This window comes from Sorangium sp. So ce590, from assembly GCF_051521365.1.
Classification (GTDB): domain Bacteria; phylum Myxococcota_A; class Polyangia; order Polyangiales; family Polyangiaceae; genus Sorangium.
On record NZ_CP150346.1, the window covers coordinates 147,362 to 162,987 of the forward strand.

The 15,626-nt window shown below is 71.6% G+C and carries 9 protein-coding genes; 3 read left to right on the forward strand and 6 right to left on the reverse strand.

What is annotated here, in order from left to right; all coding sequences use genetic code 11:
- Positions 1–100: 100 nt before the first annotated feature.
- Both WMF28_RS00565 and WMF28_RS00570 read right to left on the reverse strand, forming a co-directional pair.
- Complete coding sequence (locus WMF28_RS00565) at positions 101–4,201, reverse strand: DUF3344 domain-containing protein (protein WP_437600032.1); 4,101 nt, start codon at positions 4,199–4,201, stop codon at positions 101–103.
- Positions 4,198–6,051, reverse strand: coding sequence for an OmpA family protein (locus WMF28_RS00570; protein WP_437600033.1), 1,854 nt, complete (start codon positions 6,049–6,051; stop codon positions 4,198–4,200). The genes WMF28_RS00565 and WMF28_RS00570 overlap by 4 nt, the downstream gene beginning before the upstream one ends.
- Positions 6,052–6,892: 841 nt before the next feature.
- Between WMF28_RS00570 and WMF28_RS00575 the strand changes: the two genes are divergently transcribed.
- From WMF28_RS00575 to WMF28_RS00585, 3 genes are all read left to right on the forward strand, one after another.
- Entirely contained in the window at positions 6,893–7,024 is a 132-nt protein-coding gene (locus tag WMF28_RS00575) for a hypothetical protein (protein ID WP_437600034.1), read from the forward strand.
- A 33-nt stretch (positions 7,025–7,057) separates the two neighbouring features.
- Complete coding sequence (locus tag WMF28_RS00580) at positions 7,058–7,204, forward strand: hypothetical protein (RefSeq protein WP_437600035.1); 147 nt, start codon at positions 7,058–7,060, stop codon at positions 7,202–7,204.
- Between the two features lie 452 nt (positions 7,205–7,656).
- Positions 7,657–8,535, forward strand: coding sequence for a hypothetical protein (locus WMF28_RS00585; protein ID WP_437600036.1), 879 nt, complete (start codon positions 7,657–7,659; stop codon positions 8,533–8,535).
- A 467-nt stretch (positions 8,536–9,002) separates the two neighbouring features.
- Here the strand turns inward: WMF28_RS00585 and WMF28_RS00590 are convergent, their stop codons facing one another.
- From WMF28_RS00590 to WMF28_RS00605, 4 genes are all read right to left on the reverse strand, one after another.
- Positions 9,003–10,166, reverse strand: coding sequence for an IS481 family transposase (locus tag WMF28_RS00590; protein ID WP_437600037.1), 1,164 nt, complete (start codon positions 10,164–10,166; stop codon positions 9,003–9,005).
- A 215-nt stretch (positions 10,167–10,381) separates the two neighbouring features.
- Positions 10,382–11,755 (reverse strand): hypothetical protein, encoded by a 1,374-nt coding sequence (locus WMF28_RS00595; protein ID WP_437600038.1) that lies wholly within the window; start codon positions 11,753–11,755, stop codon positions 10,382–10,384.
- A 133-nt stretch (positions 11,756–11,888) separates the two neighbouring features.
- Complete coding sequence (gene metG / locus WMF28_RS00600; protein WP_437600039.1) at positions 11,889–13,991, reverse strand: methionine--tRNA ligase; 2,103 nt, start codon at positions 13,989–13,991, stop codon at positions 11,889–11,891.
- A gap of 149 nt (positions 13,992–14,140) precedes the next feature.
- Complete coding sequence (locus tag WMF28_RS00605; RefSeq protein WP_437600040.1) at positions 14,141–15,553, reverse strand: serine/threonine protein kinase; 1,413 nt, start codon at positions 15,551–15,553, stop codon at positions 14,141–14,143.
- Positions 15,554–15,626: the final 73 nt, after the last annotated feature.

Consider the following 15,626-nt stretch of genomic DNA (forward strand, 5'->3'; position numbering starts at 1 on the left):
CTGAGGAGGCCCACGGCGTCCTGAGGAGGCCCACGGTCGCTGGAGGGGGCCTCCCCCCGCGAGGCGGGGGGAGGCGCGGCCGTGGGCTCTCTCGTTTCCGCTAGCGGCCCGCGCGGCGGCGCCGGCGCAGGGCGAGGCCGGCGAGGGCGGCGAGCATGGGCAGGAGCGCGGCCGCGCGGAGGTTGCCCGCGGGGCCGGGCCGCGCGGCGCAGAGGCCGTTGCCCTCGGCGAAGATGCCGCTCGGGTCGTTCGCCGCGGGCCCGCAGGTGCCCGGCGAGCTGTCGATCGAGCTGCACGCCTCGCCTGACGGGCAGCTGTTCCCGTCGGCGCCGCGGCAGCCCTCCACGCAGGCGTGGTTCTCGCAGATCATCCCGCTCGTCGGCCCGCCGCAGTTGATGTCCTCCCGGCAGGTCTGGGGCTGATCGTCGGAGCCGTCGTTGGGATCGGTCTCGCCCTCGTCGACGGCGCCGTTGTGGTTCGCGTCCTCCACGCCGTCGGGCACGCCGCCGTCGTCGGTGTCCGCGTCGAGCGGGTTCGTGGTCGTCGTGGGATCCGCATCCGGGATGCAGGTCTCCGCCGCCGCGTCGGTCGCCGCGTTGGCGCAGTCGCGCCCGAGCTCGGTGCCGTCGAACAGCCCGTCGCCGTCGCTGTCCGGGTCGAGCGCGTTGATGAGCCCGTCGCCGTCGTGATCGTCGCTGAAGTTCGGCTCCTCGCCGTCGAGCACGCCGTCGTCGTCGCTGTCGGCGTCGTTCGGATCGGTGCCGAGGTGCTCCTCGAGGTCGTCGCTCAGCCCGTCGCCGTCGGTGTCCGTCGGCGGCACGTCGTCCGCGCCGTCGTTCGGATCGGTCTCGCCCTCGTCGATGGCGCCGTTGAGGTTGAAGTCCTCCTGGCCGTCGGGCACGCCGCCGTCGTCGGTGTCCGCGTCGAGCGGGTTGGTCTTTGTCGCCCCCTCGTCCGCGTCGGCGCGGCAGTGGCCCGCGGCGGCGTTGGTGGCCGGGTTGTCGCAGGGCAGGCCGAGCTCGGTGCCGTCGAACAGCCCGTCGTTGTCGCTGTCCACGTCGAGCGCGTTGATGAGCCCGTCGCCGTCGGTGTCCTCGCCGGGGTTCGGCTCCTGGCCGTCGAGCACGCCGTCGTCGTCGCTGTCGGCGTCGTCCGGATCGGTCCCGATCATCTCCTCGACCGCGTCGGGCAGCCCGTCGCCGTCGCGATCCTCCCCCACCGCGTCGTCGTCGCCGTTGTTCGGATCGGTCTCGCCCTCGTCGATGGCGCCGTTGTGGTTCGCGTCCTCCGCGCCGTCGGGCACGCCGCCGTCGTCGGTGTCTGCGTCGAGCGGGTGCGTGGTCGTCGTGGGATCTGCATCCGGGATGCAGGTCTCCGCCGCCGCGTCGGTCGCCGCGTTGGCGCAGTCGCGCCCGAGCTCGGTGCCGTCGAACAGCCCGTCGCCGTCGCTGTCCGGGTCGAGCGCGTTGATGAGCCCGTCGCCGTCGTGATCGTCGCTGAAGTTCGGCTCCTCGCCGTCGAGCACGCCGTCGTCGTCGCTGTCGGCGTCGTTCGGATCGGTGCCGATCGTCTCCTCGAGGTCGTCGCTCAGCCCGTCGCCGTCGGTGTCCGTCGGCGGCACGTCGTCCGCGCCGTTGTTCGGATCGGTCTCGCCCTCATCGATGGCGCCGTCGAGGTTGAAGTCCTCCACGCCGTCGGGCACGCCGCCGTCGTCGGTGTCGGCGTCGATCGGCGAGGTCTTCGTCGCCCCTCCGTCCGCGTCGGCGCGGCAGTGGCCCGCGGTGACGTCGGTGGCGGCGTTGTCGCAGGGCAGGCCGAGCTCGGTGCCGTCGAACAGCCCGTCGTTGTCGCTGTCCACGTCGAGCACGTTGATGAGCCCATCGCCGTCGGTGTCGTCGGCGGGGTTCGGCTCCTGGCCGTCGAGCACGCCGTCGTCGTCGCTGTCGGCGTCGAGCGGATCGCTCCCGATCGTCTCCTCGAGGTCGTCGCTCAGCCCGTCGCCGTCGGTGTCCACCGGCGGCACGTCGTCCGCGCCGTCGTTCGGATCGGTCTCGCCCTCGTCGACGACGCCGTCGAGGTCGAAGTCCTCGTGCCCGTCGGGCACGCCGCCGTCGTCGCTGTCGGCGTCGAGCGGATCGGTCTTTGTCGCCCCCTCGTCCCCGTCGGCGCGGCAGTGGCCCGCGGCGGCGTTGGTGGCCGGGTTGTCGCAGGGCAGGCCGAGCTCGGTGCCGTCGTAGAGCCCGTCGTTGTCGCTGTCGGGGTCGAGCGCGTTGATGAGGCCGTCGCCGTCGGTGTCCTCATCGAAGCTCGGCTCCTGCCCATCGGGCACGCCGTCGTCGTCGCTGTCGGCGTCGTTCGGGTCGGTGCCGGCGGCGATCTCGGTGGGATCGTCGATCCCGTCCTCGTCCGAGTCGCAACCGTTGTTGATCACGCCGTCGCAGTCGTTGTCGATCGCGTCGCCGCAGACCTCGGCCCCCGAGGGCTCGCACACGCAGGCGTTGCCCGCGGGATCGCACGTCGGCGCGAGCGGCCCGCAGTGGGCGTCGGTGAGGCACTCGACGCACGTAAAGGGCGGCGCCGTCGTGTCGCAGTACGGCGCCGGCGCGGCGCAGTCCGCGTTCGTCTCGCACTCGTCGACGGACACCTCGGTCGGCGGCACGCCGCCCTCTGGGCCGTTGCCGTCGGTCGGCGTGTCCTCGGCCGGCGAGCCCTGCTGCCCGGCGGCGTTGACGATCGCCTGGTTGGCGATGAGGCCCGAGACGCCGGCGTCGACCCTCACCTGGAAGGTGATCGCCGTCGCCGCGCCGGCGGCGAGCGTGCCCCCCGCCGTCCCGTTCGCGCCGGCGCCGAGCCGCACCCGGATCGTGCGCGTCGAGGCGTCGAACTCGCCCTGGTCGTCGCCGGCCGCGTCCGTCTTCGCGCCCGTGTTGGCGCCGGCCGTGACCGAGAGCGATCCCGGCACGTACGTCACGCCCGCGGGCAGCGGATCGGTGAGCACGGTGCCGACCGACGCGTCGTTGCCGCTGTTGACGACCTCGACCGTGTACTGGAGCACGTCGCCCGGGCGCAGCCGCCCGCCGTTCACGTCGGTGACCGTCTTCGTGGAGGACGTGAAGTCCGGCTTGAAGGTCGAGATCGACGTGATGAAGCCGGCGAGGAAGTAGAGGTCCATGGTGCTCGACGCCCGGATGGGCGCCGAGGTCAGCCCTGGGGTCACGCTGGGGGTGATATCGAAGACGTCGATATCCATGCCGGCCATGCTCCCCGCGGTCCCGGCGAGCTGCGGCAGGTCCCCGACGTTCGACACCGGCGCGTTGAAGTACGAGCGCGTGCCGTTGAAGAAGTTGTTGGCCGGGTTCAGGTCGTTGCCGAGGGCGGTCCCGTTGAAGAAGAACTGGTCTCCCTCGTGGGCCACGTCCCCCTCGAACGCGACCATCCCGATCTTCGCGTCGTAGCCCGCGTTCGGCACCAGGAACCCGTCCAGGGTGGCCTCCCGGGCCGACCCGCTGGCCACCGTGTCGAAGCCGTCGAAGAGCGCGAGGTTGCGCGGCGGCTCGGAGGCGAGCTCGTAGAACACGACCAGCCACCACCCGGCGAAGTGGTTGTCGAAGTTGTTGTTCGTGAAGCTCGCGCTGTCGACGCCGCTCACCCGGTACGCGCCGGGCCCTCGCGCCTGCACGAGGGCGGTGATGTCCGCGACCGACTGGTAGTAGACTCGGCCCGAGCTGATCGTCTCGACGCTGTCGATGGCGGTCACCTCCTCGGCGAAGCCGCTCGCGCCGGGCCGCTCCAGGGTGACGGCCGTATCCGCGTCCCCGGTGGTCCCGAGGTGCGCGCCCCAGTACAGGTACGCGTGGGTGACCGCCGCGCCGGCCGGCAGCTGGAGCACCGCGGTGCTGCGCGCCTGGGCGGCGGTGATGCTGGTGCTCGCCTCCGCGTCCCCCTCCGCGGGCGAGTCGGCGCGCCAGTAGGTATCGGGCGCGCTGTCGCCCGTGTTGTTCCCGCAGGGGCCGACATCACCCACCAGGGGCGGGTCGATGTCGTCCCTGCCGCACTCGTTGCCCAGCGTGTTCCCGATCAGGGCGAAGTCGCCCCGCTGGTCGACCTGCACGCGCAGCTCGGGCGCGGCGTGCGCGGTGCCGCCCTGCCCGCCTACCCAGGCGAGCCCGACTAGACCACCTATCGCGTAACGTCTCTTCACGGCGCCTCCTGCTGCTGCTTCGGCTTCTTTTCGAGGATCTTGAACTGCACGCGGCGGTTCGTCTGGCGTCCCTCGTCGGTGTCGTTGTCCGCGATCGGGACGTCGGGCCCGTAGCCCTTCGACGCGAGCCGATCGGCCTCGACGCCGCGCTGGACCAGCGCCTTCGTGACCGACTCCGCCCTCGCCTGGCTGAGCTTGATATTGTACGCGCGTCCGCCGCGCGGATCAGTGTGCCCTTGCACCTCGATCCTGGTGATCTCCGGGTGCTCCTTCAGCACACCCGCGACCTCCTCGAGGAGCTCGTCGCTCGCCTTCTTGATGGTCGCCTTGCCGGTGTCGAACTGCACCTGCTGGAGGATGACGATCTCCTGCTCGGTCACGCGCACCGCGACGGGGCAGCCGTTCTTCGCCGGATCCGAGTTGGGCTTGCCCTTCTCGTCGGGGCACGCGTCCTGATCGTCGCGCACCGTGTCGCCGTCGCGATCGCCGGGGCAGCCGTTCGTCGCCGGATCCGAGGTGCGGATACCGGGGATCTCGGGGCAGGCGTCCTCCGCGTCGATCACACCGTCGCCGTCCTTGTCCGGCGGCGGCGGGCAGCCGTGCTTCTTCGGGTCCTCGTTGCTCGGGCCGGCCTCGTCCGGGCACGCGTCGACGTCGTCGGTGATGCCGTCCTTGTCGCGGTCCCCTGGCGGCGGGCAGCCGTGCTTCTTCGGGTCGTCGTTCGCGATGCCGGCCGTGTCCGGGCACGCGTCGACGCGGTCGAGGAAGCCGTCCTCGTCGCGATCCGAGGGCGGGCAGCCGTTCTTCTTGGGATCGTCGTCGCGGACGCCGGGCACGTCCGGGCAGGCGTCCTGCGCGTTGAGGATGCCGTCCTTGTCGCGGTCGGGGTCCTCGCGCCGGACCTCGGGCGAGTACGCGAGCATCGCGATGGCGCGGAAGTCCGGGGTGCCGATGCCCGACGTGAAGCCGGGGCCGGCGGCGACGCCGAGCTCGAAGTCGCGCAGCGTCGGCGCGAAGCGGTAGCGCACGCCGAGCAGGGCCTCGACGTTCGTGTTGCGCGCCTCCGGCTCCTCCAGCACGGTCGACACGGTCACCTCGGGCCCGATCTGGAGCTGCTCCTCGGGCAGCAGCAGCAGGCCGACGCCCGCGCCGCCGTTGAACATCAGGCCTTGCCGCACCTGCGCGAACGTCTGCGCGGGGCGCAGGTCGACGCCGGCCGCGGCCGACCAGACGAAGCCCGGGATCCGGCCGCCGGCGATGAGCTGGGGCATGCCGCGCACCGAGTCCTCGCCCACGAACGAGCCTTCGCCGCCGCCGGTCGGCAGCCAGACGAAGCCGCCCACGGCGAGCTGGAACGGGTCGAAGTATTCGCCGACCAGGCGCAGGCGCAGCCCGACCCGGAGGTCGCCGAGCTGGGCGCCGCTCGGCGAGGCGAACGAGAGGCCCTCGGCTGCCGGGCTATCGCCCTCCTGCAGCACGGCGAGCGGGGCGTCGACGTTGATGTGCAGCCGGTCCCAGAGCGAGAGCGACGCGTTGAGGTGCAGGAACAGCTGGTGGCCCACGATGGCGCCGAGGTGGTCGTCGGTGCCCACGCGCGTGAGCACGAGCGGGTTGTGGGCGTAGTCGCCGAGCAGCGCGAGGTGGAGCGTCGGGCTGCCGTCCTGGTGCGGCGAGGCCGCGTACGGCGACGGCACGCTGAACATCCGGTCGCCGGCGGGCGCGGGGTTGAAGCGGTTGAGCGCCAGGCCGCGCGCCGGTCCCGCCTCCTGGGCGGACGCTGGCGCGGCCCACGCCGCCGCCGCTAGCACGGCGGCGCCGCAGAACCATCGAGGGGGGAAATGGGCTCTCATGCGCAGGATCACCTTTGAAGTGCATTGGGCGAGCGGCCGTCGGCTGCACCGGCGCGCAGGCACGTTGGGGAAAACACCGCGTCCTCGATGTGGGGGGAGCGGCGTGGAATCCCGGGCCGTCTTATATTCTCCGCCGGACGCCATCGGTGGACTTTTCGATGGGCGGCCGGCCGAATTCGGATCGGCCTCAACTGGGCGGCTCCTCCTGCAACCCGGGCTTCGCAGCGCCGCCCTTGCAAGCGTTGTGCACGCCTCTCCGCGCGCGGCGCCGGCTCGTTCCGGCGACTTCGCGCGTCACAGCGGCTCCGCGGCGGGGCGATAGAGGCCTACAGACATCAGCGCTGCGGCCCGGGTGCATCGGGTGCCGGCGGGGTGCGCGCTTCTCTCGCGGCCGCCGCCGCGCCTGCGCCACGCGGTTTCCGTGGAGCGGCGCCCATCTCGCCAGCCGGCGGGCCGCCCCACGGCGCCTCCGACGAGCGACCCCTCGGGAAGCTCCGCTCCGTTCACGCCGTGCACGGCGCTTCGCGCTGTTCCACGTGGGGAGCGGCGCGCTCCTCCTGATTCACGCGCATCATCGGCGCGGTCATCGCGGGTTGGCAAGGCTTTTTTGCTCTCGTCCCCGTTTGGACTGGCGGGCTCTGCCGTGCTCACGGCCTCTGCGCTGCGCCCCCGGGGCCTGCGGATCGCGCTTCATCAAGCGCGCCATCCCCGGCCGGATATCCTGGCATCGTCTCTCTGCCGGCGGCAGCTCCCGGCGATTCCTCACGACGGAGGTCCTGGCGAGGAACCTTTCCGTGAGGGCGAGGACGGCTCGAAACCTGGGGGAGACTCGTCTCGGATCGTGGAGCGCTTTCGGGGCCTCGACCTGTTCGTGCGGCGCGGGCGCGTGGTCCTTTGCCGCGGCGATTCAGGCGCGAACACGCTGCCCTCCGGCGTCGACCTCGTGGGGAGCTTCGACTGCATGAACGATTGAAAGCGGAGGAGCAACGGCCTCGATCCATGCATCATGGCATTCCCCCTGGGTCTCGCGTTGACGATCGGGCCCGCGAGCCCCGGCGACACGGGGGCCGCGGACGGCGTCTCGACGCTCGTCAACTTGCGGATCGGGAGCGAGAAGGACATCGGGCTCGAGACCTTCCGCTCTCCCGAGTGAGCCGCCTGGGCGCTTGCCCTGATGCGGCTGTTGGGCCGCGGATAGGAGATGTTCGCGCACCTTCCGCGGGTCAGCCGTCGCGGCGCATTCGGCCCTGCGACCCGGCCCGGCGCGGCGTTCCGCGCCGTCGCGATGCGGCCGTCCGTAGGACGCGTCCCCTCGGACGTGGCGCGGCCGGTTCATGGAGTCCCTCGGTGCCGGCAAGGCCCGCATGCGGTGCTCGACGTGCAAACGCGTCGTGACGCGCCGGCGGAAGCGTTGCGCAACGGCGCAATCCGTTGCGGTTCATGGCAGCGCGTTGCGCTCCCCTCCTCGCCGTCTCGAGCCGCTGCGCCGGGACCTCCGGTGCACCTCGCGGAGGCACGTCTGTTGCCGCTCCGCCGCCCCGCAACGACGGCGTGCCGCCGCGGCGGCAGGCCAGATCCCATGAGACATCGCAGGAGGTTTTCCCCGTGAGTGAATCATTTTCGACCATGGTCCTCCCCCCGGAGCTCGTCGCGGACGACGTGATCGGGCTCCGAGATCAGGTGAGCGCGCGGATCGCGGCGGTGCTTCGGCCGAAGGGCGGTAAGCGCAGGGAGGGCGACGCGTCGCTGCCCAAGGGGGTCGAGCCCCTCGCGGCGCTGCCGCCGCACATCGACAGGCCGTGGAGGCGCTTCGACGCGGCCGCGACAGAGCTCCAGGGGTTCCGCGGCGTGCGGGCGAGCGCGCAGGCCGACCAGCGCCATTCGGCGACGAGCGAGGCCGAGCGGGGTGCGGCGAACACCGACAGCGACGACCGATGGCGCGCGTTCGAGAAGTGGAACGCGGGAGCCGCCGGGCTCTCCGACGACGGGGAGACGCCGTCGCCGTCCGAGGCGCGCTGGCTCTACGCGCAGCTCTTCCCGGCGCCCGAGGGGCTTCGCTTCATCACGCGCCGGCCGCGGGTCCAGTGGGCCGCGATGGTGCAGCGGATGAAGACGCTGGAGGAGAAGCGCGCGCAGGCGGTGATCGCGGGATTCGGCGGGACGCGGCATGTTCGGCAGCTCGTCGCCGCCCACGCGCGCTTCGGCGAGGCCTACGGCTTCACGGCCGTTGTCATCGCAAACGATGGCGGGCCGACCGATGGCCGGCCGCAGTGGAGCGCCGCCCGGGATGCGCTGCGGAGCCTGATCCAGAAGATCGAGGGCCACGCCGATCCGGACATCCCGGGGAGCGAGGCGCTGGCCGCGTTCCTGCTGGCGCCCTACGTCGCGATGGTCGACGACCTCGCGAGGCCCCGTCGAAGAGCCCCCGCCAGGAAGCCCGAAGCCGTCCCGGTGCCCCCGCCCGGGGCGGTCGGCATGCCGTGAACCCATCCGCGTGAGCCGGCGCGTCCACGCGGGAGATGGGTGGCACCCGTCTCCGGGTGGACGTGCCTCCAAGAAAAGATGGGTGGCACCCGTCTCCGGGTGGACGTGCCTCCAAGAAAAGATGGGTGGCACCCGTCTCCGGGTGGACGTGCCTCCAAGAAAAGATGGGTGGCACCCGTCTCCGGGTGGACGTGCCTCCAAGAAAAGATGGGTGGCACCCGTCTCCGGGTGGACGTGCCTCCAAGGTACGAGCGGAGCCCTGGTAACACTTCAGACCGGGAGCCGCGGTGACACTTCCTCGAGCCACGGCCCCGTGCTCCGGGAGGACTGGAAACAGGGGCCGGATCCTTGTCGACGCGACACGCTCGCCGCGCTCTCTCGGACCACCAGGATCTATACACGAACCACTCCCCGCGGTCTCGGTACACACGAGCCTCTCCTCACGGTCCGGCGTGCGAGCGCGCAGGTCACCGCCTCTTGGAGAACTGCACCTCCTTGTTCTTCAGGGTGACCTGCGCGAGCAGAACAGGGCCGTAGTACAGTTCCCAGATGTCGTCCGCGATCGGCAGCAGCCCTACGGGCTCGCTGGCGATCAGCGTGGAGACGAAGGTGGACGCGCCCCCGAACTGCAGCTGTCCCGTGGTGCCGATGCGTCGAACGGCCATTGTATCCGGGTACTCCGGCGACGAGGGCTTGCTCGGCATCGAGCGGCGCGACGGCGTGTAGCGCGAAGCCGGCGTCCTCTGGCCGAGCGCCTCGTGGGGGCGCTGGTCATTGTACTCATGCCGAAAACGGTCGAAGACGCGCTGCTGCGCCGCGAGCGTGGCTTCTGGCGGCGAGGTCGCCTCCGCCTTCAGCGTCTTGTGCATGCGCTCGTGGCGGCCGTTCTGCTGCGGTTTACCGGGCTCGATGCGCTCGGGAGACACGCCGAGCTTGATCCAGCTCACCGACAGCGCTGAGAGCCCACCGACGCCCAGCGTGGCGAATGGCGGGCCGTTGTCCGAGCGGATACGGTTCGGCAGACCGAACTCGCGGAACGCGCGCTCGAAGTGGGGTCGTACCGAGGCATGGTCGGGCGTCGCCACGCCCTCACATTTGAGCAAGTACCGCGACGCCTGATCCGTCAGCGTCAGCGGGTAGCACCGGGTCTTATCGCCGAGTGCGAAATGCCCTTTGAAATCGGCGCACCACGTGTCATTAGGCTGCTCCGCAGGAGCCAGCGTCGACGGCATCGCTGACGTCGGCGTCACCACGCGGCGCCGACGGGGCCGAATCAGCCCGTGCTTCTTGAGCAGCTCGCCGATGGTGCTCGTCGCCGGCAGCCCATTGATGCCCAGGCTCTCCAGCCGGGCGCGCAGCTTCTTCGGGCCCCACGTGGGTCGATCCTTCCGCAGCGCGAGCAGCGCATCGACGACCTCTGCAGGCGTTGCATGCGGAAACGTGTGCGCCACGGGCCGCCGCTCCTCCAGGCCGCGAGGCCCGGCCTGCTCGTAGCGCTCCACCCACTTGTACCCCGTCTTCCGGCTGATGCCGAACCGCCGGCACAGCTCCGCGAACGTCTCGTCCGACTCGTTGACCTGCGCGATGAACTGAAGCCTCTCGTCCACTGAACATGTCTCTTTCCAGGGCACCAGCGATCCTCCGTCGCCGGTCCTCTACGACATGTGTCACCTAAGCTCCCGGTTTGTCCGGGTGCTACCCAGGCTCCCGGTCTGAACCGTTACCCAGGCCACCGGTCCGTACCCAAGAAAAGATGGGTGGCACCCGTCTCCGGGTGGACGTGCCTCCAAGAAAAGACGGGTCGCGCCCATCGCCGCGGTCCCCCGGCGACGTTCTGGACGCGGGCTCAGGGCCCCTTCTTCTTCTTCCACTTCTTCTTCGGGCGCGGCGGAGGCTTCACCTTCTTCGGGTCCTTGGGCGCCCACGGCACGCGCGTGTCGACCGGCAGGATGTCCTCGTGCGGCAGGGCGCGCTCGCCCTCGCGCTTCACCGCGAACGACGCCGAGACCACGTTGACCCTGTGCGCCCCTACATCGGATAGATCGGCGTTGATGCGGAGCCCGATAGGGATGCAGAAGAGCCTCTTTCTCTCCTCCTCATCCATGTCGGCCGCCGGCGGCGCCCCGCCGCCCAGGCCGCGCCGATCGCCGAGCATGTTCGGGTTCTCCATCGCCTGAGCGATCTGCTCGAGCACCTCCTCGGCGCACACGAGCTCCGGCTTGGGCTTCTTCCTGCTGCCGGATGGATACTGCACCTTGGACTGGACCTTGACCGTCACGGTCACCGGCTGCCGGTCAGACCCCATCTGCAGCGCGCCCCCCGCGAGCGCGCCCTTGGCCGCGTCCACGATGCGATCCCACGTGGGGCCGTCGCCGGCCGACGCGCTCACCAGCCGGACGCCGAGGACCTGGCCGTCGGCGCCGAGCTTGACCTCGAAGGTCGCGCGCGCGTCGAGGGGCGCGGTCGAGGAGCGCACCGTGTCCGCCAGGGTGCTCGCCACCACGCCCGCGGCCGGGACGCTGATCCCCACGCTCCTGTCCTTGCCGTGCAGCGTCTCGGTCAGCACCTTGCCCGCGATCGCCGGATCCACGGGCAGAGCGCGCGGCGCGGCCGTCGGGGCGGCGCGCGGCGCGTCGGGGCCGGGGAGCAGGCCGGGCACCGTCCAGAGGGGCGTCCCGATCCCGGGCGCGAGCGCGACGTCCCCGCCCGCCGCGGGGGGCGGCCCGCCGTACTCGCCACCGGGCGGCGCTGTTGTCGGGGCACCCGGCGCCTCGGCCACGGGCCCGGACGCCTCGGCCGCAGGCCCGGCCGCCTCGGCGGCGGGCGCCGCGGCCTCCGGCGGTTCGGCCTCCGGCGCCGCCCTCGGCTCGGCGGCGGGCGCTTCAGGCGCGGCCGGCGCCGGCCTGGCGCGCTCGGTCGAGGCGACCTTGGCGGCTGCGGCGCCCGGCGCGGGCGCCTGCGTCTTCTCGGCGGGAGCGGCCTTGCCGACCTCACCGGCCTCCTCCGGATCGCTCGCGACCGCCTCGCCTCCGGCCGGCGCCGCCGCGGCGCCCCGGGAGGCGGGCGGTTCGAGCTCGAGCTCGATGCCGTCCACGAGCGCCGGCGGCCCGGCCGGGGCCTCGGGGGGCCGGTCGGGCGTCGGCGCGGCGAGGATCGCGAGGTGCGCCGCGACCGCCATGGCCAGGGCCACGGCCTCGCGTCCCCGCAGCGAGATGCTCACCGCCTCCTCGAGCCAAGGCGACTACGCATCGAGCAAGGCTAGCATGTCCCCCGGCGCGCGGACCGGCTTCCCCGGGAGGCCCCCGCCCGCCGCCGCGGAAAGCACGATTGCGGCGCGGCGGCCACGCGCGGTGTCAGAGCACCGGTGTGCCCGGCGCGGCGCCGTCGACCGTGAGGGTGCGGACTCGCCCCGCGACCTCGGCGGTCAGCAGCATGCCCTCGGACACGAGCCCTTTGCCGAAGTCGCGCGGCGGCAGGTTGCAGAGGACGACGACCCGCTGGCCGACCAGCTCCTCCGGGGCGTAGCTCGCCGCGATGCCCGAGATGATGCGCCGGGGCGCGCCGTCGCCGGTGTCCACGCGCAGCTCGAGCAGCCGGTCCTTCTTCTTCACGCGCTCGGCGCTCGTGACCACGCCGATCCGGAGGTCCAGCCGGGCGAAATCGTCGAACGCTACAGGCGTCTTGGCCTGGTGTGCCGGCTGGGCGGCCGCCTCGGCGCCGCCGCTCGCCTCGGGCGTGACCTTCGCCTCCGGAGCGGCCTTCGCCTCCGGAGTGCCCTTCGCCTCCGGAGTGCCCTTCGCCTCGGGGATGGCCTGGGCCGTCTCGACGTCCGGCTGCGGCGGGGCGAACCGGGCGAGCAGCTCGGCCTCCTTCTCCTTCTCGAGGCGCGGGAAGATGGGCGCGCCCTTGCGGAGCTTCTCGCCGGGCCTGCGCGCAGGGGCGTTGAACGGCCACTGATCGCTGCCCACCTCGGGCGCGATCGGCGGCAGCCCGAGCTGCTCGCGCATCCTGCTCGCCACAACCGGCATCACGGGGGAGATCATCAGGCTGATCGCCCCGAGCTGCTCGATCAGGGTCCCGACGATCGTCCCGAGGCGCTTCGGGTCGGTCTTCTTGGCCACCCACGGAGCGGCCTTGTCGACGTAGAGGTTCGCCGCCGCGACCACCGTCCAGATCGCGTCGAGCGCGCGCGTCGGCAGGTGCGCGTCGAACGCCCCCGCCGCGGCCGCCGAGGCCTGCTGCTGCGCGCTCCTGAGCTCCTCCTCGAGCGGGCCCGGCGCCCCCTTCTCGGGGACCTCGTCGGCGAACGGGAGCACCCGGTTCAGCAGGTTGCCGAGCGCATTGCCGAGCTCCGAGGCATACCGCGACAGCAGGTCCTGGATGCTGAAATCCCCGTCCTGACCGAACGAGATCGCGCGCATGAGGCAATAGCGCACCACGTCCACCCCGACGGGCGGCGCGCCGGCCGTGGCGCCCGGACCGCCGGGCAGGGCCGCGGCCGCCGCCTCGGAGAGGGCCTCCGCCACCTCGACGGGGCTGATGGTGTTGCGGAGCGTCTTCGACATCTTCTGTCCGCTGTAGGTGAGGAACCCGTGGGCGAAGACCTGGCGCGGCAGCTCCGCCTCGCCGTAGCCGGCCGAGAGCAGGAATGCCGGCCAGTAGACAGCGTGGAAGCGGAGGATGTCCTTGCCGACGAGGTGCACGTCCGCGGGCCAGAAGCGCGTGTTGTCCTCGGGGGCCATGAGGGCGGTCAGGTAGTTCGCCAGCGCGTCGAACCAGACGTACATGACGTGCTTCGGGTCGCCGGGGACGGGGATGCCCCACTGGAACGTGGTGCGGGAGACCGACAGATCCTGGAGCCCCTCGCGCACGAAGCTCGTCACCTCGTTCAGGCGGCTCGCCGGCTGCACGAAGGTCGGGTTGCGCTTGTAGTAGTCGAGCAGCGCGTCTCCGTACCTGGACAGGCGGAAGAAATAGCTCTCTTCCTTGACGCTCTCGACGGGCCTGTGGTGCAGCGGGCAGACGTTGCCGGGCTGCTTCAGGTCCTTCTCGGTATAGTAGGCCTCGCACCCGACGCAGTAGAGCCCCTCGTAGTGGCCGAGGTAGATGTCCCCGCGCGCCTGGATGCGGCGCCACAGCTCCTGCACGGCCTGCTTGTGGCGCGGTTCGCTCGTGCGGATGAAGTCATCCGGAGCGCAGCCGAGCTTCGGCCACGTGGCCCGGAAGACGGCGGCGATCTCGTCGGCGTGGGGGCCCGGCGCGACGCCGCGCGCCTCGGCGGCGCGCTGGATCTTGAGGCCGTGCTCGTCCGTGCCGGTGAGCATGCGGCTCTCGTGGCCGCGCATCCGGTGATAGCGGCACAGCACGTCCGCGGCGATCGTCGTGTAGGCGGTGCCGAGGTGCGGGACGTCGTTGATGTAATAGATGGGCGTCGTGACGTAGAAGCGGCTCGCCATGGGGGCGCTCTCTTACCATGCGGCGCTCTCCCGCGGCGAGGCGGCCGAGCGGCTCACTGGAGAACAGCGGCCCTTGCCATGGGAGCCGTCCTGGATGGAGAGGGACCGAGGAACGGGCGGGCGACGCAAGCGGGGCGCCGTCACCGCCGTCATCGAACGGGCGTCGGGTCTGCCGGGATGCTGATCGTCAGGCCGGCGGTCGCGCTCGGCGTCGCGAACACGCCGTGCACCTCGCCCGCCGGCGCCCATTGCCCCGCGTTCATCAGCGCGCCCCCCGTGATCTCGGGCTGCGGCCCGGGGCGCGCCTGCACCTCGTCCGCGTGGACGCACACGTTGACGTGCACGCGCGCGTCCGCGTCCGGGCGCTGGACAAGCATCTCGTGGAGCGCCGCCGCGGCATCGAGCGCCGCGCGTCGCTCCCGCCGCTCCTCGATCGCGGCGCTCGGCAGGAGGCGCACCCCGAGCACCTCGTTGCCGGTGATCGACGCCAGGATGAAGCCCGCGCGCGCGAGCTGCGCCTCGGTGAGGTCGAGCACCTGCCCGATATCGGCCGCCAGCGCCTCGTCGAGCTCGTCGGCGCCGCCGCGCGTCCGCACCTCCAGGTAGACCGCCACCGCCGGCAGCCTCGGCTCGGGACGGCTCGACACCGCCGACGACGGTCCGCCGATGGCGTCGCTGAGCGCGCGCATCAGCTCCTCGACCGAGCCGTAGCGCCGCTCCCGCTGCTTCTCCATACACCGCAGCACCACCGCGTCGAGCTCGGGAGGCAGCGGGACCCGCACGCTCGGGGGCAGCGGCATCTCCTCCAGATGCTTCCGCACCATCTCGTCCGTGTCATGTGTGTGGAATGGTAATCGACCTACCAGCATGCGATGGAGAAGTACCCCGAGAGCATAGATGTCCACACGCGCATCGATGGGGCCGCCAAGGATCTGCTCCGGGGCCATGATCGATGGTGTCCCGGGCATACGTCCGGCGGTGGTGAACCAGGTCGAGCTCTCCTCGGGTGCCAGCATCTTCGCGATGCCGAAATCGAGCAGCTTCACGGTGCGCGGCTGGCCCGAACTGATGAAGATGTTGCTCGCCTTGACATCCCGGTGGATGATCCCCGCTGCGTGCGCAGCGCCCAGCGCGGTGCATACAGGTTCCATCAGCTCGAGCACATCGCGGAGCGCGAGCCGGGTCTCGGCCTTGATGAAGGCGTCGAGCGTCTGGCCCTCGAGGCGCTCCATCGCATAGAAGGGCCGGTGATCGTCGAGCTTGTCGACCTCGTAGATCTCGACGATGTTCGGGTGGGACATCCTGCGCAGGACCTCGATCTCGCGCGCGAACCGCTCGAGCACGCGGGGCGAGTGGGCCACCGCCTCGTTCAGCACCTTGACAGCGGCCCGCCTCCCCGAGCGGCTGTGCCGCGCCGAATAGACCGCGCCGCAGCCGCCTCGAGCGATGAACTCCTCGAGGATGTACTCGCCGGCCAGGGTGCCCGGCGGGAGCTCGCCGCGCGCGGCGAGCCTTTCAGAATACAAGAAGGTTCTGGTCTCGGCCTCGTCGTCGTCGGTCATGTCGCCTCTTCGCATGGTGTGTTGACGTCGCACCACCTGCGCGTGCGTTGCGCGAGCTGCGTGAGTTTAATAA

Coding starts and splice junctions, on each gene's coding strand:
- WMF28_RS00570 (WP_437600033.1), bottom strand. CDS start 6,051: ATGAGAGCCCATTTCCCCCCTCGATGGTTCTGCGGCGCCGCCGTGCTA.
- WMF28_RS00580 (WP_437600035.1), top strand. CDS start 7,058: ATGGCATTCCCCCTGGGTCTCGCGTTGACGATCGGGCCCGCGAGCCCC.
- metG (WP_437600039.1), bottom strand. CDS start 13,991: ATGGCGAGCCGCTTCTACGTCACGACGCCCATCTATTACATCAACGAC.
- WMF28_RS00605 (WP_437600040.1), bottom strand. CDS start 15,553: ATGACCGACGACGACGAGGCCGAGACCAGAACCTTCTTGTATTCTGAA.